Source organism: Neobacillus sp. OS1-32, assembly GCF_030915425.1.
Lineage (GTDB): Bacteria > Bacillota > Bacilli > Bacillales > Cytobacillaceae > Neobacillus > Neobacillus paridis.
In genome coordinates, this window is record NZ_CP133263.1 from 3,879,132 (window position 1) to 3,898,833 (window position 19,702).

A 19,702-nucleotide genomic window follows, 5' to 3' on the forward strand; every position below is an offset into this window, starting at 1 on the left:
TTGTAAAAAACTTACATAATCTCTGCCGTATGATGCTTTTCGACATTTTTTGATAGAGTCTTACACCATGCCCTTTGTAGTAGTATAATTGTCACTAGAAGTCTATTAAGCTAGTAATGAGGGAGGAAACATGAGGAAGGCGGTCTTCTTAGTTTTGGCCATAATGTTGGTGGGGTTTGTTTTCCCGGCTCAGATGTGGGCTGCTGGAACATCAAGCTTCAAGGTAAATGATTATATAATGGATAATGGTCTGGAATCTGCGAAGGTAGAATATCAACATAAGAGTATTTTTCCAAAGTTTAATTATCGGTACGGGTACGGTGAGGTGGAGGGCATCGTCGCCCATGAAACCGCCAATGATAAGTCCACGATTAACGGTGAAATTTCTTACATGTTGCGAAACTATCGGAGAGCGTTTGTCCATGCCTTTGTCGATGATCGGCATGTAATTGAAATCCATTCCCCAAGTTATGGTGCATGGGGTGCCGGCTCCGTTGCCAACCAGCGTTTTGTCCACGTGGAATTAGTCCGGGTAAAAAAGTCTGAAGAAGCTAAATTTGCCAAATCAATTAATAATTATGCCACGTACATAGCCTCCATACTTTATCGTTATAATTTGCCATTAATTGATGCAGAAATGACAGGCAGCGGTACGTTATGGTCCCATAATGCCGTCAGAAAATTTCTGGGAGGTACAACCCACGAAGATCCTCATCAGTATTTTAGCAGCAGGGGATATAGTTGGGGTCAGTTTGTCCAGTTAGTCAAAGCGAAATATCAGCAGCTACCAGCCAAGACAGCCAATACCAGCCGCTTAGGTCAAATCCGCAGTAGCAGTGTAAAAATTTTGCAAAACTATATGGATAGTCAGTCTGCTGTGGCGGCAGGGGTCGGGCATACCGGAAAGACGTATTTTATAAAAAAAGTAGCCTTTGCTCAAGGACAGATTTATTACCAGCTTAGTGAGCAGCCAAGCAGTACCAACGGAATGGTTGGCTGGGTAAAGGCTGAGGATGTCATTTCCTATCCGAATAGAGTTGTCGATCAAAAAGAAAAAATATTATACTTTACCGGAAAAGGCAGCGCCTATAGCAACGCCTGGGGAGCGAAAAAAGACGTCATTTATGGTTCACTTTCTACCTATAAAGATCGGCAATTTAAGATTAATAGAACGGAAACCGTTGGCAGCGATCTATGGTATTACGGAAGTTTGGACGGGAAAAAGTTTTGGGTTAAATCAACCAATGTAGCAGCTAAAGTAGAGCGAGCGACGAGCCGATTAGCAAAGGTTCGCAACAGCGGAGTTACCATTTTTAAAACGATCGGCAATCCGGCAGGGGCAATTCGGGCCGGCTCGACTTATACTGGTTCGGTTTACTATATTAAAAGACAAGCTGTTTTAGGCAGCTCAACATATTATCTACTTAGTAACCAACCGAGCAGTGTGAAAGGAATCATCGGCTGGGTGAAATCCTCTGATTTAATCAGCTACTCCTACACTAGTGTCGATCATAAAGCCAAAACCATGTTTTTTAACGGCAAGGGCAGTGCCTACAGTAAGCCATGGGGCGGTAACAAAGACGTTGTTTATAAAAAACTCTCAGCGTACAAAAAACGCAAATTTATCGTCCGCCAAACGGTAAAAGTAGGCAACACAAAATGGTACCAAGGCGTCATCAAAGGAAAAACGGTCTGGCTGAAAGGATAAAACCACAGAATTAATAGTGATCTAATAATGTTGTAAATGGTGTTAATAATGGTGCCTGACACCGCTCGTGGACATTTGTCCGTCTGTGGTGGACAGTTTGTGAAAATTTCACATGGTGCCTGACACCACTTGTGGACAAATGTCCATGTGGGGCGGACAGTTTGCGAAAACTCAGGTGGTGCCTGACACCATTCAGCAAAAATTGCTGCAAGACTATTTGTCTTGTGGCTTTTTTTGTGAGATTGGCGGGGGATTTGAGTAATTTTTGCCAAAAAATATAATACTACTGGTATCAGTTGTGAAAAGGGGATGTTCCATGTTTAGGCAGAAAGCTGGGGAGAAATTAATCGAACTATTGGTGGAGTGGGGAGTCGATCATATTTATGGAATGCCGGGAGATTCAATTAATTCCTTCATCGAGCCGCTTCGCAAAGCACAGGATAAAATAAAATTTATTCAAGTACGGCACGAGGAGGCCGGTGCTTTGGCCGCTGCCGCATATGCAAAATTGACCGGCAAATTGGGGGTCTGTACGGCGATTGCCGGACCGGGGGCGATTCACCTGTTAAATGGCTTGTATGACGCCAAGCTTGACAGGGTGCCGGTGCTGGCGCTTGCAGGACAGGTGGAATCGGATCTCCTTGGTACGGATTATTTCCAAGAAGTAAACCTAGAGAGGATGTTTGATGATGTCGCCGTTTACAATCAGCGGGTTATGTCGGCGGAACAACTGCCGGCAGTTGTAAATCAAGCAATCCGAACTGCGTATGTCAAAAAGGGCGTGTCTGTCCTGACGATTCCCGATGACATACCCCGTTTTGAGGTAGGCAAAAAAGCATTGATGACCTCAAATTTTTATGTCAAGCAGGAGGTCCGTCCGCTTGAAGAAGACCTTGAGCGTGCGAAAGAATTACTTAATAATGCCGAGCGGCCGATCATCCTAGCAGGGAAGGGAACACATGGCCTCCGGGAAACATTATTATCTTTTGCCGAAAAAATTGCCGCACCGATCGTACTAACCTTGCCGGCTAAAGGATCGATTCCCGATAAGCATCCATATTGCTTAGGCGGGCTTGGCCTGCTCGGCACGAAGGCAGCCTATGAAGCGATGCAGGATGCCGATCTGCTGCTGCTGATTGGCACCTCCTATCCGTTCACCGGGTTTTTACCAGAAAACACGAAAACTATTCAAATCGACATTGACCCTTATCAAATTGGAAAGCGCTATCCGGTAGATGTTGGCCTGGCAGGGGAAGCCGGTTTCACCATCGAGTGGCTGATTGAAAATGTTCATGATAAACAGCATCGGGAATTTTTAGAAGAATGTCAGCAACGGATGGAGAAGTGGTGGGCGCGGCTCGAGCCCCAGGGAGAGGATGCCTCTGTGCCAATTAAACCGCAGCGGGTGATACGGGCTTTGCAGGAAGTTGCTGCAGACGATGCCATCCTCTCAGTCGATGTTGGCAATGTCACCGCATGGACGGCACGACATTTTTATATGACCAATCAAAAAATGATCCTCTCTAGCTGGCTGGCGACACTTGGCTGCGGGCTGCCAGGGGCAATTGCCGGAAAAATTGCCTATCCGAATAGGCAAGTGTTTGCAATTTGCGGTGACGGCGGCTTTGGCATGACGATGAATGATTTTGTCACCGCTGTGAAATATCGGCTACCGCTCGTCGTTGTCGTGTTAAATAACCACAAAATAGCGATGATTAAGTTTGAGCAGGAGGTCATGGGAAATATTGAATTTGGCACAGATCTCCATAATCCCAATTTCGCCAAATATGCCGAAGCTTGCGGCGGTGTCGGCTATCGTGTCGAGCATCCGAATGAGCTGCAGCCTGCTTTTGAGCAAGCCGTTAAGCAGACGAAACCATGTATTATTGATGTTGTTGTTGATGCAGATGAAGCGCCGATACCTGGCAATATTACTTTCGCCCAAGTGGCCGGATACACGAAACATATGTTGAAGGTATTTTTTGAAGAAGGAAAAATCGATCTGCCGCCAATTTGAGGGCTTTTACCAAAGGAAGGCTACAGCCCATTTTAGGATGAGAACTGCTCATTTATTAGGTCTGTTACATAGTCTGTGGTGTATAGGAAAATAAATGAAAGCAGGTGTCGGTATGCCTCCATTTTACGGCGGTTTTGGTTACCCGATGATGGGATTTGGCTACGGTCCGTTTGGCTATGGCGGATTCGGCGGTTATGGTCCATTTGGGTACGGTGGTTATGGATACCACCACCATCCTTGGCATCATTATCACGGGTATGGCTGGTAAAAAGGCTGCAAGATAATATGTAAACGAAAAATGTCCCATAGAAGATCGCTATGGGACATATTCATGGGTAAGCAGGAAAGAATTGACTCGTAGAAGATGGCTACGGGACATTTTCATGAAAAGCGAGTAAGTTTCACTTTATCCCAAAGAATGCCCTTAACTCTACCTGCTTTGGCAGACCATTATATGGAACTTTTCCCACAACTACTGTGACAGTTTCGGCAGGCAGACAATTGAGGTGGTTCTATACAAAATTCATCCATTATCTCGAAAGGCCATACCACGGCTTAATTTTTGATATTGTGGCATACTACAGACAAAATGACACGAAGGTGGGGAGTGGATGAAAAAGTACCTGTTGCTTTTGTTGATATATATTTTCTGGGGATTCCAATTACCGGCGGCATACGCCGAACGGCCCGTGCTGATTTTAGTATATCACTCGATTGCGGAATATAAGGGAACGGGGTCGAAAGAGTTATATGTCACGCCGGAAAACTTTGAAAAACAAATCAACTATTTACGGGACAATGGATTTACGTTATTAACGTTTGACCGTTGGCAAGACAGGAAGAAAGTAAAGAAGCCGATCTTTTTAACCTTTGATGATGGCTATAAAAACAACGAAAATGTTTATCTGATTTTTAAAAAACTGGCCTCACCCCAGTTTCAACCGACGGGCACGCTTTTTGTCATCTCCGACTTTATCGGCCGGGAGAACCGCTTGACCTCAACCGACTTAAAACGGCTGGCGAAATCGGGGTATTTTTCGATTCAATCCCATACGGCGACCCACGTGGATTTGACGAAGACTAAGGATTTTACCCATGAACTAAGGGATTCTAAAGAAATGATTGGCCGAATTACCGGTAAACCAGTGATTGCCCTAAGCTATCCTTATGGGAACTTTAATGAGAAAGTGGTCGAGGAAACGAAGAAATACTATTCATTTGGCATCACGACAACGCCTGAGCTTTTTTTCGAAAAGGGAACCAAGGACGAGCTTTACTACCTGCCGCGGATATATATCAAATACTCGACAACACTGGCGGAGTTTGCGAGAATCGTCGATTGACATCTATTATTAAAAATAGCCCCTGTGAACTGCCCCCCATTGTTAGTCACACAGCTAGCAATTGGAGGGGCAGTTTACTGAGCGTTGTCTATGGGGCTGCTTTTTCAATCGGAAATGATTCACTTAACTCTGGTTTCTTCTGCTTCTGACTTAAAAATAAAAATACACCTATCAGGACGAGGACACCGCCGGCAAGCTGCCATGAAGTCAGACGCTCGCCCAAAATAAAGAAAGCGAGAACGGAAGCGCCAACCGGTTCTCCCAAAATGCTCATTGAAATCGTGGTGGCGTTAACATAGTTCATCAGCCAGTTGTTGATCACATGGCTGACAGTCGGAACGACAGCAAGCAAGAGAAAAATGCCCCATTCCTTTGCCGGATAGCCGCCCAAATTCACCTTCGTTGTCAGGTTAAAAACAATCAGAAACAGTGTGGCACAGGAAAAGACACAAAAGCTGTAAATCCAGTGTGACAGCTGTTTGACGATCGTTTGCCCAATTAGCAGGTAGCCAACAACGGCAATGACGCTAAAAAAGGAGAACAGATCCCCTAACATCGCGTTTCGGCTCAGCCCGAAGTCTCCCCAGCCGATCATTATCGCACCGATAATCGCGATTCCCATCGTTAAAAGGGTGGAACCGGTTGTTCGCTCTTTAAAAAGAAAAAAACCGCCAATCAGCGAAACAATCGGCTGTAAGGCCAGAATGATCGTCGAACTGGCAACCGTTGTGAATTTCAACGAGCCGAACCAAAGAACAAAATGAAACGCGAGAAACAAGCCGGAAAAAAATAAAAACAGTGCTGTTTTTGGTTTGATTTTTCGCAGCTCCTGCCGGTGTTTCCAAACCATTGGCGTTAATAATAAACTGGCAAAAAACATTCGGTACATGCTCAAAATAGAAGCCGGAGCGTCTGACCATTTCACAAAGATGGATGAAAAGGAAATCGCGATGATGGAAACAGTGAGCGGCAGACCGATCGATCTTGATTTTTCTTGTAACATAATTCTTTCCTTTCCAGATGTAACATTTAACTAAACTATACCATAATTTTAACTGTGGTTAAGCTGAAATGCTCACTCGCTTTTCAGCGATTTCAGGGTATTTTTTGCAGAAGATGTGTCAATTTTCTCTGCCTTTCCAAAAAATAAAACCCTTATCAGCTAAGGGTTTCTCCAGGATCAGGCGGTTGTTCCTGAGGGGGTTTCTTTTGCAGTTCTTGGTCGTGATGATGCGTTAAACCTGTGCTTGAACGGGCGAAGTTGTTGCGGTCACCGTGAATATTACCAAAGCCTTGGCTGTGTTTTTTACTGCTGCGAAAGTCTTCGATAAAATTATTGCCAATACTAAAACAGGAGGCATTTTCAATGCTGTCAATTTTAATTGTGCCGATGTGAAATGTCGGCGATAAAATAGGGGAGGCCATGAATTACTCATCCTTCCTAGTCACTGTTTTCACCCAATAGCCTTGATTGAGTATATTATCCTTACCGGAAATGGAACCAACGACCTCTTCCAAGATGGTATCGCTTTGAAATTGTTTTAGGGTGTTTGTTTCTCCAAAGAAAACCGCGGAGGAATTGCCAATGCTTGAAATGTGAATATTGCCCAGTGATAACTTCATCAAATCAATCCTTTTTCAATATCCTATTCCATTTTTAGGCGATTGCCACCCATTTCTCTCACAGTATCATGAGTGAAAACATAATCTATAGGGTAAACAAGGCTAAGATAACGTGGTGAGATGGAATGACCGATGCTTTTGAATTTCAATTTGCCGGAAATATCAATGTCCAATCAATGGATCGGCAATCAGGCATTTTTATTGGTGAGAACAATAAAGCCATTGGTTGGAGTGCCCATGGAAAAACAAATAATGTAATCGGGAAAATTGGCGGGCAATCCAATCTTATTTATCAAAATCTATTGATTTTAAATGATCCAGATTATATCGACACACCGATTGATGATCGCGATATTAATCTGTCCTTTGAAACCGCCGGGGGGAAGAGACCAAGAATTTTACCGTTGACAACGTTAATGTGAATGCGATGCAGCAAAATTGTGTCGTGGCGATCGGGGAGAGCCGGGTAACAGGGATGGATGCCAACGAAAAAGTGAATCAGTCACATGGCGGCGTTTATGGCAACGGGAACCATTCCATATTAAATCATAATGTGAATATTGATGAGGATGGGTTAGATGCTATAATAGAAGATCGGGATATTAAAATGGCCAATATCCGGAAGAATGATTAAGATGTTATCCAGTTAATTACAATCTTTGTAAAATAGGAGTGGAATTTCGTAAAATTGTCCATGGATTATGTAAAAAAGAGCCCTGATTTTGTTAAATACATTCTTGGAACTAAGAGAAGGTATTGCGAAAACGAAACCCTTTCGCGGTTTTTGTCATGTTTGGTTCATCAGGGGACGCATCAGATGGGGGTTCGTTTTTGGCCCTTTCTTTATCAATCTTTTGAACAAGCGAGGCGGCAAAGTCTCCGGAGCCACTTATATTGGTGCCAATTAATAACTTACCGCTGAGCTCGTCAATTTCGATATTATCAAGGCGAAAAATGATATTTTCCAAATGATCAATTTGGACATGTTCCAGGTGGATGAGTCTTCCCACGGTTTCGGTTCGCGTATCTTTTTGCTGTTTTTCGAGAAGCTCGATGATCTGGTCTAATTTTGATAAAAGAAGTGAGTCTATGTTGTCCTTTTTTTCGGGTTGCTTTTTTTTAAAAGAAAAAAATTTCAAGATAAACTCCCCCCCTTTATGATGCAAAAAGAATCCCCGGTCCCATATTCCTAACTATATGAATTAGCAGTCGTTCTTATTCGAGCGGGCTTTGGCTTGGGGAACCTATCGGATTGGCGCGATTTCCTTAAACTTGATCATACTTTGTGAATTTCTTTCCATAAAATTCGGCTTTATTTGGAAATAATGATAGAATATAGTTGGAGTTACTTGATGGACCATCAGCCGAATAGTTTTCAACTATAGTGTAAAGCAGATCAGGCTGATGTCCCAGTTTGTTGTGAATCATTGGTGACAAGGTAGGGTGAAGTGAATGAAAAAAGTAAGAAAAGCGATTATCCCGGCAGCGGGACTAGGGACACGGTTCCTCCCGGCAACCAAAGCAATGCCAAAGGAAATGCTACCGATCGTCGATAAACCGACAATTCAATATATCGTTGAGGAAGCGGTTGCTTCGGGAATCGAGGATATTATCATTGTTACAGGGAAAGGTAAGCGGGCAATTGAGGACCATTTTGACTTTGCGCCTGAGCTTGAACAAAACCTGTTAGAAAAAGGAAAAACAGATTTATTGGACAAGGTACGTTACTCCACAAATCTTGCTGATATCCACTATATCCGCCAAAAAGAGCCTAAAGGACTTGGGCATGCTGTTTGGTGTGCCCGTAATTTCATCGGCGACGAACCGTTTGCTGTTCTGCTTGGCGATGATATTGTTCAGAGTGAAACCCCTTGCTTAAAACAGCTAATCAATATATTTGAGGAAACTCATTCATCAGTGATTGGCGTACAAAAAGTGCCAATGGGAGAAACCCATCGTTATGGAATCATTGATCCGGCACAGCAAACCGGCAGACGGTATCAAGTCAACAATTTGGTGGAAAAACCAGTACCGGGAACGGCACCATCTGATCTGGCAATTATGGGACGCTACATACTGACACCGGAAATTTTTATGTTTCTCGATAAGCAGCAAACCGGTGCCGGCGGCGAAATTCAGCTGACCGATGCGATTCAGGAACTGAACCATATTCAACGGGTATTTGCTTATGACTTCGAAGGCAAACGTTTTGATGTGGGAGAAAAGATTGGCTTTGTTAAAACAACGATCGACTTCGCGCTGCAGTATGACGAACTACGCGATGAGGTTTTGGACTACTTGAAAGAAATTGTCCGGACAGAAAGCGAGCAAAAATAAGCAAATAGAAAAGGCCGGCTTCATTAAAAGAAGCAGGCCTTTTCTAAGCTAATGCGCCGGAACAGGCTGAGCTTGTTCCGAAGGCGCTTCCGCTTTTCTAATCATCCAAAGAAGTTTCTGAATGATTGCAGGGTTACCTGGCGGTTAACCTGGGCGATCGAAGTGGTAAGCGGAATGCCTTTCGGGCATACTTGGACGCAGTTTTGTGAGTTTCCGCAGGAGGTTATGCCTCCTTCTCCCATAAGCGCTTCGAGCCGCTCTTCCTTATGCATAGCCCCAGTCGGGTGGGCATTGAATAGCCGCACTTGGGAAATAGCGGCAGGGCCAATAAACTTAGATTTTGCATTGACATTTGGACAGGCCTCAAGGCAGCAGCCGCATGTCATGCATTTCGATAATTCGTAAGCCCATTGTCTTGTTTTTTCAGGCATTCTTGGACCAGCACCTAAATCATAGGTTCCGTCAATCGGTACCCATGCTTTAACCCGTTTCAACGCATCGAACATCCGCTGGCGGTCCACCCTTAAGTCGCGGATAACCGGAAAGGTTGTCAGCGGTGCCAGATGGATTGGCTGCGAAATTTTGTCGATCAATGTGGAGCAGGCTTGGCGCGGCTTGCCGTTAATCACCATCGAGCAGGCACCGCAAACCTCCTCTAAACAAACCGATTCCCAAACAACAGGAGTCGTTGTTTCGCCTTTGGCATTCACCGGATTTCGTTGAATTTCAATCAGGGCCGAGATGATATTCATGTTCGGTCGATAGGGAATCAGAAATTCTTCGGTGTACGGATCCGAGTTGGCATCTTTTTGCCGTTTAATGATTAAATGGATTTTTTGAGCAGTTTCCGACATCTTTACTTGGCCCCTTTCTTCGATTTTGTATAATCACGTTTCCGCGGCTTAATCAAAGAGATATCGACTTCTTCATACGAGAGTTCTGGCTGGCCAGTAGCTGGATTATATTTGGCAATGGTTGTTTTCAGCCATTCTTCATCATTTCGGTCAGGGAATTCCGGCTTGTAGTGTGCCCCGCGGCTTTCATTCCGTTGATAAGCACCAAGGGTAATCACTTGAGCGAGATTCATCATCCCTTCCAGCTGACGGACAAAGGAAGCACTGGAGTTGTTCCATTTGCCTGTATCCTCCATATTGATCCGTTTATAGCGCTCTTTGAATTCCTGAAGTTTTTCAAATGTGTCCTTCAATTTCTTATTTTCACGGACAACCGTTACGTTGGCTGTCATTAATTCGCCCATTTCTTTATGGAGTAAATAGGCATTTTCTGTTCCATCCATTGCCAGAATTGATTCGTACTTGCTGACATCTTCCTTGACCTGTTTTTCAAATACCGAAGAGGCCACGGCATCTGCAGATGTTTCCAAACCTTGAATGTATTCCAAAGCTTTTGGACCGGCTGCCATGCCACCGTAAACGGCCGATAATAAGGAGTTGGCTCCAAGGCGGTTGGCACCATGCTGCGAATAATCACACTCGCCAGCTGCAAAAATTCCTTTAATGCTTGTATGCTGTTCGAAATCTACCCATAAGCCGCCCATTGAGTAGTGGACACCAGGGAAGATTTTCATTGGAACTTTTCTTGGGTCATCACCGACAAATTTTTCATAGATTTCCATGATTCCGCCGAGACGGATATCCAATTGTTTCGGATCAATATGGGTCAGGTCAAGGTAAACTTTATTTTCACCATCGACCCCAAGTTTTTGATTGATACAAACATCAAATATTTCACGGGTAGCAATGTCCCTTGGAACTAGGTTGCCGTAGGCTGGATATTTTTCCTCCAAGAAGTACCATGGTTTGCCGTCTTTATACGTCCAAACCCGGCCGCCTTCACCACGGGCCGATTCACTCATTAGCCGGTTTTTGTCGTCTCCTGGTATGGCGGTTGGGTGAATTTGAATGAATTCACCATTGGCAAACAGGGCACCTTGTTGATAAAGCCGGGCCGCGGCATAGCCAGTATTAATAATTGAGTTGGTTGACTTACCAAAAATCATTCCCAGTCCGCCGGTTGCCATGATCACGGCGTCAGCAGGAAATGCCTTGATTTCCATCGTGCGAAGGTCTTGAGCGGTGATACCGCGGCAGACACCATCGGGGTCAATAACCGCTGAGACAAACTCCCAACCTTCATATTTCGTTACCAATCCTTTTACTTCAAAGCTGCGAACCTGTTCATCCAGTGCATAAAGCAGCTGCTGTCCGGTTGTCGCACCGGCAAAAGCGGTTCGGTGATATTGGGTGCCGCCAAAACGGCGGAAATCCAGTAAACCCTCTGGCGTACGGTTAAACATAACGCCCATGCGGTCAAACATATGAATAATTTTTGGGGCTGCTTCACACATCGCTTTAACAGGTGGCTGGTTTGCCAGGAAGTCGCCGCCGTATACGGTGTCATCGAAATGCTCCCAAGTGGAGTCGTTTTCGCCTTTTGTATTTACCGCTCCATTAATCCCGCCTTGGGCACAGACCGAGTGAGAGCGTTTGACTGGAACGACCGAGAATAAGTCTACATGCACATCTTTTTCTGCGATTTTAATAGCGGCCATCAAGCCCGCCAAACCGCCTCCTACGATTACAATTTTTCCTTTGCTCATTTGTTTGTCCTCCCTATCTAGCTCTTAAGCAAATGCCAAGATGGCGCGGATTCCGACGAAGGCCAATCCGAAGAATAAGACGATCGCAATATATTCGGTGATCTTTTGTGATTTGGTTGATGCGGTAATTCCCCAAGTGATCAGGAAAGTCCAAAAGCCATTAATAAAATGGTAAATGCAAGAGAGAATGCCAATGATATAGAGTGTAAGCATCCAGCCATTATCGACAATCCCGGCCATTAAATTATAATTAGCCTCGACTCCGTTAAATTCCACTTGGACTTTCGTTTCCCATACGTGCCAGATTAGAAAAACAAAGGCAATCAAACCAGTGATCCGCTGGAAAAAGAACTTCCAGTTGCGGGCGTAGTGATACTGACCGACATTTTGTTTGGCCTGAAAAGCAATGACCACCCCGTAAATTCCATGGAATAATAACGGTAAAAAGATGACAAATAACTCTAGAAAATATTTAAACGGCAAATTTACCATAAAGCCAGCAGCTTTATTATAGGAGTCGATTCCCCAAACAGCTGAATAGTTTACGAGCAGATGGACGGTCATAAATACTCCGACAGGAATGATTCCCGCAAGTGAGTGCAGTTTACGGAAAAAGTGCTGGTATTTTCCGTGTTCCATATAGTTGTACCTCCTTTGATGTGATGGTAGAAATGTTAATGGTGGTGTGGAAAAAGATTGGTCGTCCTTGATAAAACTTATACATAAAAGAGTTCACTTTGCTCTTTCCAATCTTTTAACATCAATTAATCTTCAAGTCTGTAAAAACAGTCAGGCGCCTGGCCTCAAAGCTAGGCGTCTGCTGGATTATTTTAAACGTGAGCTGTTTCTTTTTGTTGGCGTTTTTTCTCAATTAGTTCTTTAGCAGCGATTCCAGGTTTAGTCATTTCAAATGGATGTAAGATTTGATCTAACTCTTCAGCGGTTAAAACACCTTTTTCGAGAACAATTTCTCTGACTGGACGGCCGGTTGTAATCGCTTCTTTGGCGATTTGAGCAGCCGTTTCATAGCCGACATGCGGGTTAATCGCGGTAATAATGCCAACGCTGTTATTTACGTAAGCTTCCATTCTTTCTTTATTAGGTGTAATGCCGCTTAAGCAATGCTTGCGGAATACGGTAAAGACATTGGTCATAATTCGGATTGATTGCAATAGGTTAAAGGCAATCACAGGTTCCATAACGTTCAATTCAAATTGTCCGGCTTCCGAGGCCATGCTGATCGTTAAATCATTACCGACAACTTGGAAAGCACTTTGGTTCAACACCTCGGCCATGACCGGATTTACCTTACCAGGCATGATGGAGGATCCTGGCTGACGAGGAGGAAGATTGATTTCTCCTAAGCCGCAGCGCGGACCGGAAGTCATCATCCGTAAATCATTGGCAATCTTTAACATATTTAACATGCAGACTTTAAGGGCTGCAGAAACTTCAATGTAAGCGTCGGTATTTTGTGTTCCATCGACAAGATCCTCGACACCGACAATTGGCAGACCGGAAACTTCCGCCAGTTTGACAACAACTTTCTTAATGTATTCAGGGTCGGCATTCAGGCCTGTTCCAACGGCAGTAGCCCCCATATTAACAGCATATAAATGGTTGCGGGTTGCTTTAATGCGCGCGATATCTCTTCTTAATACTCTTGCATAGGCTTCGAATTCCTGGCTGAGCTGAATCGGTACAGCATCTTGCAAGTGGGTCCGGCCCATTTTTAGAATGCCATCAAATTCATTAGCCTTTTTCATAAATTCATGATGGAGTTCATCCATTGCTTCAAGTAAAGTATTTAACGTCATCAATGTTGATAAATGGATACCAGTAGGGAAAGCATCATTTGTTGATTGAGCCATATTGACATGGGAGTTTGGGCTGATAACCTTGTAATTTCCTTTTTTCTCACCAATGATTTCAAGGGCACGGTTAGCAAGAACTTCGTTCGTATTCATATTGATGGAAGTACCTGCACCGCCTTGAATCGGGTCGACGATAAATTGATCGTGAAGTTTTCCTTCAATTACTTCATCGGCAGCAGCCATGATGGCATCGGCAATTTTCCGATCCAATTGTCCGATTTCCGCATTGGCAAAAGCGGCAGCCTTTTTCACCATCGCCATTGCTTTGATTAAAGCCGAGTCAAGAATGATATCCGGTAATTGGAAAGTTTTCTCGGGCACGCATCGTTTGGACGCCATAATAGACATCTGCCGGAACCTCTTTTTCCCCTAGGAAGTCTTTTTCAATACGGAAATTCTTTGAAGTACTCATTCTAGTCATCTCCAATAATATTTTTTTTTTAAAGGCGGGCGCTTTAGGATGCACCCGGGAGTGTCAAGAGACACCCCCCGCACACCTTTGTAAGCAATAGTTTTATGGAATTACTATAGGACTACCATACTTAGCAACATCCCAATGACGACAGCCCCGGCCGTGGCGACAAGGCCCGGCATCATGAAGCTGTGGTTTAATACATACTTCCCAATTCTTGTTGTACCGGTTGTGTCAAAGTTGATCGCAGCGACAACGGTTGGGTAGTTTGGAATAAAGAAGTACCCGTTGACAGCCGGGAACATGGCAACCAACAATGCCGGATTAATACCAAGTGCTACACCAAGTGGCATGAGCGTACGAACCGTTGCTGCCTGGCTGTAGAGCAAAATGGACAGGGCAAATAATGCAAGTGCGAATAACCATGGTGCTGATTTAACCATATCGGAAATGGAACCGGAAATTAAATCAAGGTTTCCTTGGAAGAAAGTGTCACCCATCCAAGCGATACCAAAAATAGCAACAACGGCAGTTGCACCGGCTTTAAACACACTGCCGGAAACAATATCATCAATTTTAGGTTTACAGAAGATAATCATTAAGGCAGCAGCCGTTAGCATAACAATTTCGATTGCAGGCGGCATAGCCATTCTAGTAAACACACCTTCAATTTCCCATCCAGGACGTAAAGCTTCAACGGAACCTAAAATGACGACAAGAAGAGCAGCAGCAAGGAAAAAGATGACAGAAAGCTTTGCTCCTTTTGTGGCTTCAAATGCTTTTTTGTCCTTTTTGATTGGAGCCAATCCCTCTTCCAAACGTTTCAAATACTCTGGATCTTGATTAAGTTCTTTTCCGACTTTGCTGCAGAAAAATGCTGCAATCATGCAGGCGATAAAGGTAGACGGAATACAGATTAACATTATTTGCAGCAGGGAAATTTTAAAATCAGCCAATAACGCCAATAAAGCAACCGTTGCGGCCGATATTGGGCTTGCTGTAATCGCCTGTTGTGAGGCAATAACGGCAATTGACATTGGCCGTTCAGGTCTTACTCCTGATTCCCGTGATACTTCAGCAATAACAGGTAAAACGGAATAGGCAACGTGTCCGGTTCCGGCAAACAATGTAAATAAGTAGGTTACGATTGGTGCAACAAAAGTAATTTGCTTCGGATTTTTCCGCAACGCTTTTTCAGCAAGATAGACAAGGTAATCCATCCCGCCAGCTGCTTGCAGAACCCCAGCAGCTGTGACAACAGCTAAAATCATCAACATGACATCGATTGGTGCTGAAGTTGGTTGTAAGTGGAAGACGAAAACCAAGATGGCCAGTCCAACACCACCCATAACTCCAAGACCGACACCGCCTAATCGTGCCCCGATAAAAATACAGGCCAATACGATTAAAAATTCAATCCAAAACATGGCGATACCCCCAATAGGTAATATGAATTTTTTACTGCAAGGTTAGAAAACAGATACTTTTTCGGACCATTCTCACCCGCTCTCCGGTTTGCGAACGCTTTCGCAATACTTAAAAAGATAAGGACATAAAAATAAGATCTAACTCGAACAAATCCCTTTGTCTTTGTTCTTACTTGAAGCTTATCAAGTGCCCTACAAGAAACTACAAAAAACGACAGTTTGCTTCAAAACTTAATAAATTTGTCATTTTTCCGGGAGAATTTTCGCTGTAAATTGTTTACTATTATAGTAGGGGAAAGAGTTCGGCTGTGGTGGAGTGATAGTGTGCGCGGGAAACTACTTACCTATTTATTTATAATGATCGCTGTTCCAATCGGCGGCGAGTTGAAATTTTATCCGCTAGAGGGTGAAGGACTGCGGGTTAGTTTAGGAACGCCGATATTTTTCTTCATATTATTATGGTCGCGAAAGATCCACCCGCTTATCGCCGGGGTGACTACAGGGGTTTCGGTCGTTCTCTTTCGAATTTGCTTATATAAACTGCAATTTGGCGCAATTGCGTGGAATGACTTATTTTGGATGCATTTTCCGGCCTTTTTTTATTACCTGACATTCGCCTTCTTTTTTTATCTATTTAAAATTCATAGTTTATATGATCGGCCATTATTAATCGGTGTGTACGGTGTTGTGACTGAAGTGATTGCCAGTATTGTGGAAATCTCTGTTCGGAATTTATCATTACAAGTAACAAACACCATTTCCACCTTTCTAACCATCGGCGGCATCGCTATCATCCGCAGTTTCTTTGTTCTTGGCTTTTTCAACATTCTGATAGTGCGGGAAACCAAGCTTGCCGAAGAAGAACAGCGCAAGCGAAATGAGAAAATCCTCCTGCTCATTTCCAACTTATACGTAGAAATGCTACAGTTGAAAAAAACGTTAAAAAATGCAGAGGAGCTGACTGGCTCCTGCTATTCACTGTATCGTGAATTAAAAGCCATCAGCCAGCGGGAAATGGCCCGGACGGCCTTAAAAATTGCCGGAGAGATGCATGAGATCAAAAAGGATAATCAACGGATTTATGCCGGATTGTCGAAGTTAATGACGAAGGAAAACCTCGATGACTATATGGATATCAATGAAATCGCCGATGTCCTGGTTCGGGCAAATAGGACGTATGGAGAAATGCTTGGCAAGACAATCGATTTTCAGGTCTATATTTACGGCAATCATCCTTATTATCATACATTTAAGCTTTTAACCTTCATTAATAATTTATTGGCCAATGCAGTTGAAGCGATTGAAGCCAAAGGCTGGATTAAGCTTTCAGTCACACGGGATGAAGATTTGGTGGAAATAAGAGTAAGTGATAACGGCTCCGGCATTTCCGAGAAAAATAAACCGTTAATTTTTGAAGCTGGTTTCACAACCAAATTTGATGATTTAGGAATCGCCTCCAATGGAATTGGTCTCTATTATCTAAAAAATAATATAGAGGATCTTGGTGGAAAGATCAGTCTTCTCGATTCCACACCGCGAGAGACAACTTTTGTGGTAGAACTTCCTATTGATGCTTTAACAGAAAGAGGATGATCATATGAAGTTTTTTATTGTCGATGATAGCCTAACGGTTAGGGCAATGCTGCGCAATATAATAGAAGAAGAGGGTTTGGGGATTGTTGCTGGTGAAGCAGAAGACGGTTCAGAGGTATATGCTGACGAATTGGCTCTGCAAGAAATTGATATTCTGTTGATCGATTTGCTGATGCCGAATCGTGACGGTATTGAAACAGTCCGGGAAATTGCTCCTCGTTTTCGTGGCAAAATCATCATGATCTCTCAGGTTGAAACGAAGGATATGGTTGGAGAGGCCTATGAGCTTGGGGTAGAACACTATATTACCAAGCCCATTAATCGATTGGAAGTCGTGAATATCATCAAAAGAGTCTCTGAACACCTGCTGCTGGAAAAATCGTTGCATGATATTCAACAATCATTAAGCTTTTTAAATACGCATGCCCAAAAGCCGGATCCCAGGAAAAAATTACGAATTAATCATTATCCGATTATTATGGCCGGGAAAAATATTTTGCTGGAGCTCGGGGTAATTGGCGAAAGCGGAATGAAAGACTTACTCGACGTATTAATGATTTTATCAAAACTGGAGGAGCATGGGATTCGCGAAACACCGCCTTTAAAGGAAATTTATAAGCGGGTCATTGAGAAGCGGCTGGGGCCGGATATTTCAGCGGAAGAAGTGCAAAAGGAAATCAAGGCTGGGGAACAGCGAATCAGAAGAGCGGTTCATCAGGCCTTTAATCATATTGCTTCCATGGGGTTAACAAACTCTAGTAACCCGATATTTGAAAATTATGCAAACAGTTTCTTTGATTACACGCAGGTACGGATGAAAATGCTGGAATTGGAAGGAAAAGTGGAACCCGACCCGGCCCATTCACGGATTAATATCAAAAAATTTATCCAGGCCTTGTATATGGAGGCAAAGCGAATGGTATAGACACCATCCTCAAATGATGGTGTCTATTTTTAAGGACGTCTCTGATTAACTTTAGTGGTGATCATACATTTAGTTAGCAGCACCATTAGTCCTTATTCCCCGGAGCTGACCGCTTGGCAAAATCCTCACCAAAGTTATTGGCGATAAATTCCTTCTCTTCGACACTATCCAGTTTGCCGTACGCTTTACCAATGGTCCCGTCTTGATACCTCCAGAAGTAGTTATGGTCTTCAACTACCTCGCTGAATTGGCCATTTTTCCATTTTTCAAGGATCGCTAGTAAATCGTCCTTTATGTCAAAATCACTATTTCTGACAATCTCGTAAACTTGATTAATCGTATCAGGAATCATTGGAACAGCACCCCATTTTTCCTCGGCTTTTACTTTTTGATGGGTCATTTTATGCATGATATCGATCACTTCATTTTGCGAGCTGTTTTTATCCAGGTCAATCTTATATTGGACGCCGCCAATTTTCTCTGTCTGCTGCTTGTCTAATTCTTCTTCATCTACAGTAACAGAGACTGTTTCAGCTTTTTTCTCTGTCTGAGTAACTGGCTTTTTCGGCGCACTAGGGCTCGTTTTGTCCAATAATTTATAAAAACCAAATATTCCTCCAACTAAAACAACCAAAACAATAGCAGATAGCAGTAATAATTTCTTCAAATTCTTTCCCCCTGTCTTTGTTCTGGATAGTTCAACTTTAACAGAAAACTGGAAATAATTCTAGAGATGAAGCATTTTGTAGAAGCAGTCTAAGTAGGCCAACAGAGGATGATTTCTAAGTTTCGGTCACATAGAAGCAGTCTAGGAGCCCCAACAAAGGATAATTTCTAAGTTTCGGTCACATAGAAGCAGTCTAGGTACCCCAACGGAGGAAATTTTCTAAGTTTCGGTCATGTAGAAACAGTCTAAGTACCCGGGTCACAGAAATTTACCTTTTGGGACATCCTTAGATTGAGTTTCAGTAACAGTACAGGGACAGAGAATTGGCGAGTGAAAAGGTTCTTAACCAATCCACTCAAAATTTTCAGGGTCGTCCATATCGAAATGTCTAGGTATTACTCCTTCGGGGACTTCACCATCATGTCTAAGGTAGTAGTGGCGCACGGGTTTTAAGGACTCGTCTAGTTCGTAGACAAGCGGAGTATTGTTTGGAATATTAAGGCTGACGATGTCTTGGTCTGAGATATTGTCAAGATACTTTACTAGTGCCCGTAATGTATTGCCATGTGCCGAAATAATCACCCGTTTATTCTGCTGCAAATCGGGAACTATTTGCTCATTCCAGTAAACAAGCGTCCGCTTTTCAGTATCGATCAGGCTTTCTGTTAAGGGAATCATTTCGCTCCTGACCACCCTATATTTTGGATCCATTTGATCAGCCTGATGGCCCTCCGGAGAAATCGCAGGAGGGCGGACAGCAGCCGAGCGCCGCCATTCATTTACCTGTTCCTTTCCAAAACGTTCCATTACCTCGTCTTTATCCATACCTTGCAAGGCCCCGTAATGGCGCTCATTTAACCGCCAGCTTTTATGAACCGGAATCCAGACCAAATCCATTTCATGAAGCAAAATCCACAATGTGCGAATCGCCCGTTTTAAAACAGACGTATGGGCGACATCGAAGGTGAAACCATGCTTTTTTAAAATCGCTCCCGCTCCCCTGGCCCCATTATAGCCTTCATCAGTTAAGTCGATATCTCTCCAGCCGGTAAAGCGATTTTCTAGATTATATAGACTTTGACCGTGACGAATAAACACCAATTTTTTCAACATAACCACCTAACAATCTTAGTAAAAAATGGTGTCTGGCAAGGAT

Annotated in this window: 20 protein-coding genes and 1 pseudogene; 9 read left to right on the forward strand and 12 right to left on the reverse strand. The window is 43.5% G+C overall.

The genetic code is table 11. From position 1 onward, the window contains the following. Window positions 1–130 precede the first annotated feature (130 nt). The 4 genes from RCG24_RS19050 to RCG24_RS19065 all read left to right on the forward strand — a co-directional run bounded on the left by RCG24_RS19050 (window position 131) and on the right by RCG24_RS19065 (window position 5,068). Window positions 131–1,708 (forward strand): GW dipeptide domain-containing protein, encoded by a 1,578-nt coding sequence (locus RCG24_RS19050; protein WP_202651792.1) that lies wholly within the window; start codon window positions 131–133, stop codon window positions 1,706–1,708. A gap of 316 nt (window positions 1,709–2,024) precedes the next feature. After that, window positions 2,025–3,725, forward strand: a complete 1,701-nt coding sequence (locus tag RCG24_RS19055; protein WP_202651790.1) for a pyruvate oxidase — start codon at window positions 2,025–2,027, stop codon at window positions 3,723–3,725. A 112-nt stretch (window positions 3,726–3,837) separates the two neighbouring features. Further along, a complete protein-coding gene (locus tag RCG24_RS19060; protein ID WP_202651788.1) occupies window positions 3,838–3,993 on the forward strand; it encodes a hypothetical protein in 156 nt (51 codons plus the stop codon). Between the two features lie 343 nt (window positions 3,994–4,336). Beyond that, window positions 4,337–5,068 (forward strand): polysaccharide deacetylase family protein, encoded by a 732-nt coding sequence (locus RCG24_RS19065; protein WP_202651786.1) that lies wholly within the window; start codon window positions 4,337–4,339, stop codon window positions 5,066–5,068. 88 nt (window positions 5,069–5,156) lie between these two features. On the opposite strand, the gene RCG24_RS19070 is transcribed toward RCG24_RS19065, so the two are convergent. The 3 genes from RCG24_RS19070 to RCG24_RS19080 all read right to left on the reverse strand — a co-directional run bounded on the left by RCG24_RS19070 (window position 5,157) and on the right by RCG24_RS19080 (window position 6,691). Then, the gene (locus RCG24_RS19070; RefSeq protein WP_202651784.1) at window positions 5,157–6,071 is read right to left on the reverse strand and encodes a DMT family transporter; all 915 of its coding nucleotides are present in this window, start codon (window positions 6,069–6,071) and stop codon (window positions 5,157–5,159) included. A 155-nt stretch (window positions 6,072–6,226) separates the two neighbouring features. Continuing rightward, a complete protein-coding gene (locus RCG24_RS19075; protein ID WP_202651783.1) occupies window positions 6,227–6,493 on the reverse strand; it encodes a hypothetical protein in 267 nt (88 codons plus the stop codon). Window positions 6,494–6,496: 3 nt separating this feature from the next. Then, window positions 6,497–6,691 (reverse strand): hypothetical protein, encoded by a 195-nt coding sequence (locus tag RCG24_RS19080; protein WP_202651781.1) that lies wholly within the window; start codon window positions 6,689–6,691, stop codon window positions 6,497–6,499. A 125-nt stretch (window positions 6,692–6,816) separates the two neighbouring features. Here RCG24_RS19080 and RCG24_RS19085 point away from each other — a divergent pair, with 125 nt between their 5' ends. Both RCG24_RS19085 and RCG24_RS19090 read left to right on the forward strand, forming a co-directional pair. Beyond that, window positions 6,817–7,113 (forward strand): hypothetical protein, encoded by a 297-nt coding sequence (locus RCG24_RS19085; protein WP_308077769.1) that lies wholly within the window; start codon window positions 6,817–6,819, stop codon window positions 7,111–7,113. After that, complete coding sequence (locus RCG24_RS19090) at window positions 7,110–7,325, forward strand: hypothetical protein (protein WP_308077770.1); 216 nt, start codon at window positions 7,110–7,112, stop codon at window positions 7,323–7,325. The genes RCG24_RS19085 and RCG24_RS19090 overlap by 4 nt, the downstream gene beginning before the upstream one ends. 109 nt (window positions 7,326–7,434) lie before the next feature. Here the strand turns inward: RCG24_RS19090 and RCG24_RS19095 are convergent, their stop codons facing one another. Together RCG24_RS19095 and RCG24_RS19100 are read right to left on the reverse strand one after the other, a co-directional pair. Next, window positions 7,435–7,830 (reverse strand): hypothetical protein, encoded by a 396-nt coding sequence (locus RCG24_RS19095; protein WP_202651777.1) that lies wholly within the window; start codon window positions 7,828–7,830, stop codon window positions 7,435–7,437. 127 nt (window positions 7,831–7,957) lie between these two features. Next, window positions 7,958–8,128 carry a hypothetical protein gene (locus RCG24_RS19100; protein ID WP_308077771.1) on the reverse strand — a complete coding sequence of 57 codons (171 nt, stop codon included), beginning with the start codon at window positions 8,126–8,128 and terminating at the stop codon, window positions 7,958–7,960. Window positions 8,129–8,143: 15 nt separating this feature from the next. Here RCG24_RS19100 and galU point away from each other — a divergent pair, with 15 nt between their 5' ends. Further along, complete coding sequence (galU, locus tag RCG24_RS19105) at window positions 8,144–9,028, forward strand: UTP--glucose-1-phosphate uridylyltransferase GalU (protein ID WP_202651775.1); 885 nt, start codon at window positions 8,144–8,146, stop codon at window positions 9,026–9,028. Window positions 9,029–9,129: 101 nt separating this feature from the next. On the opposite strand, the gene sdhB is transcribed toward galU, so the two are convergent. The 5 genes and pseudogenes from sdhB to RCG24_RS19130 form a co-directional block, all read right to left on the reverse strand. After that, window positions 9,130–9,882 (reverse strand): succinate dehydrogenase iron-sulfur subunit, encoded by a 753-nt coding sequence (sdhB, locus tag RCG24_RS19110; protein WP_202651773.1) that lies wholly within the window; start codon window positions 9,880–9,882, stop codon window positions 9,130–9,132. Between the two features lie 2 nt (window positions 9,883–9,884). Continuing rightward, window positions 9,885–11,648, reverse strand: coding sequence for a succinate dehydrogenase flavoprotein subunit (gene sdhA, locus RCG24_RS19115; protein ID WP_202651772.1), 1,764 nt, complete (start codon window positions 11,646–11,648; stop codon window positions 9,885–9,887). 24 nt (window positions 11,649–11,672) lie between these two features. Continuing rightward, window positions 11,673–12,287 (reverse strand): succinate dehydrogenase cytochrome b558 subunit, encoded by a 615-nt coding sequence (locus RCG24_RS19120; RefSeq protein WP_202651771.1) that lies wholly within the window; start codon window positions 12,285–12,287, stop codon window positions 11,673–11,675. 191 nt (window positions 12,288–12,478) lie between these two features. Further along, window positions 12,479–13,934, reverse strand: a pseudogene (gene aspA / locus RCG24_RS19125) (aspartate ammonia-lyase). A 113-nt stretch (window positions 13,935–14,047) separates the two neighbouring features. Continuing rightward, the gene (locus tag RCG24_RS19130; protein ID WP_308077772.1) at window positions 14,048–15,361 is read right to left on the reverse strand and encodes an anaerobic C4-dicarboxylate transporter; all 1,314 of its coding nucleotides are present in this window, start codon (window positions 15,359–15,361) and stop codon (window positions 14,048–14,050) included. A 324-nt stretch (window positions 15,362–15,685) separates the two neighbouring features. On the opposite strand from RCG24_RS19130, the gene RCG24_RS19135 reads away from it, so the two are divergent. Both RCG24_RS19135 and RCG24_RS19140 read left to right on the forward strand, forming a co-directional pair. Continuing rightward, a complete protein-coding gene (locus tag RCG24_RS19135) occupies window positions 15,686–16,954 on the forward strand; it encodes a sensor histidine kinase (protein WP_202651764.1) in 1,269 nt (422 codons plus the stop codon). Window positions 16,955–16,958: 4 nt separating this feature from the next. After that, entirely contained in the window at window positions 16,959–17,879 is a 921-nt protein-coding gene (locus tag RCG24_RS19140) for a response regulator (RefSeq protein WP_308077773.1), read from the forward strand. 85 nt (window positions 17,880–17,964) lie between these two features. On the opposite strand, the gene RCG24_RS19145 is transcribed toward RCG24_RS19140, so the two are convergent. Beyond that, on the reverse strand, window positions 17,965–18,546 hold the full coding sequence (locus RCG24_RS19145; RefSeq protein ID WP_202651760.1) for a DUF6241 domain-containing protein: 582 nt from the start codon (window positions 18,544–18,546) through the stop codon (window positions 17,965–17,967). 342 nt (window positions 18,547–18,888) lie between these two features. Beyond that, window positions 18,889–19,656 carry a 2,3-diphosphoglycerate-dependent phosphoglycerate mutase gene (gene gpmA / locus RCG24_RS19150; protein WP_202651810.1) on the reverse strand — a complete coding sequence of 256 codons (768 nt, stop codon included), beginning with the start codon at window positions 19,654–19,656 and terminating at the stop codon, window positions 18,889–18,891. Window positions 19,657–19,702: the final 46 nt, after the last annotated feature.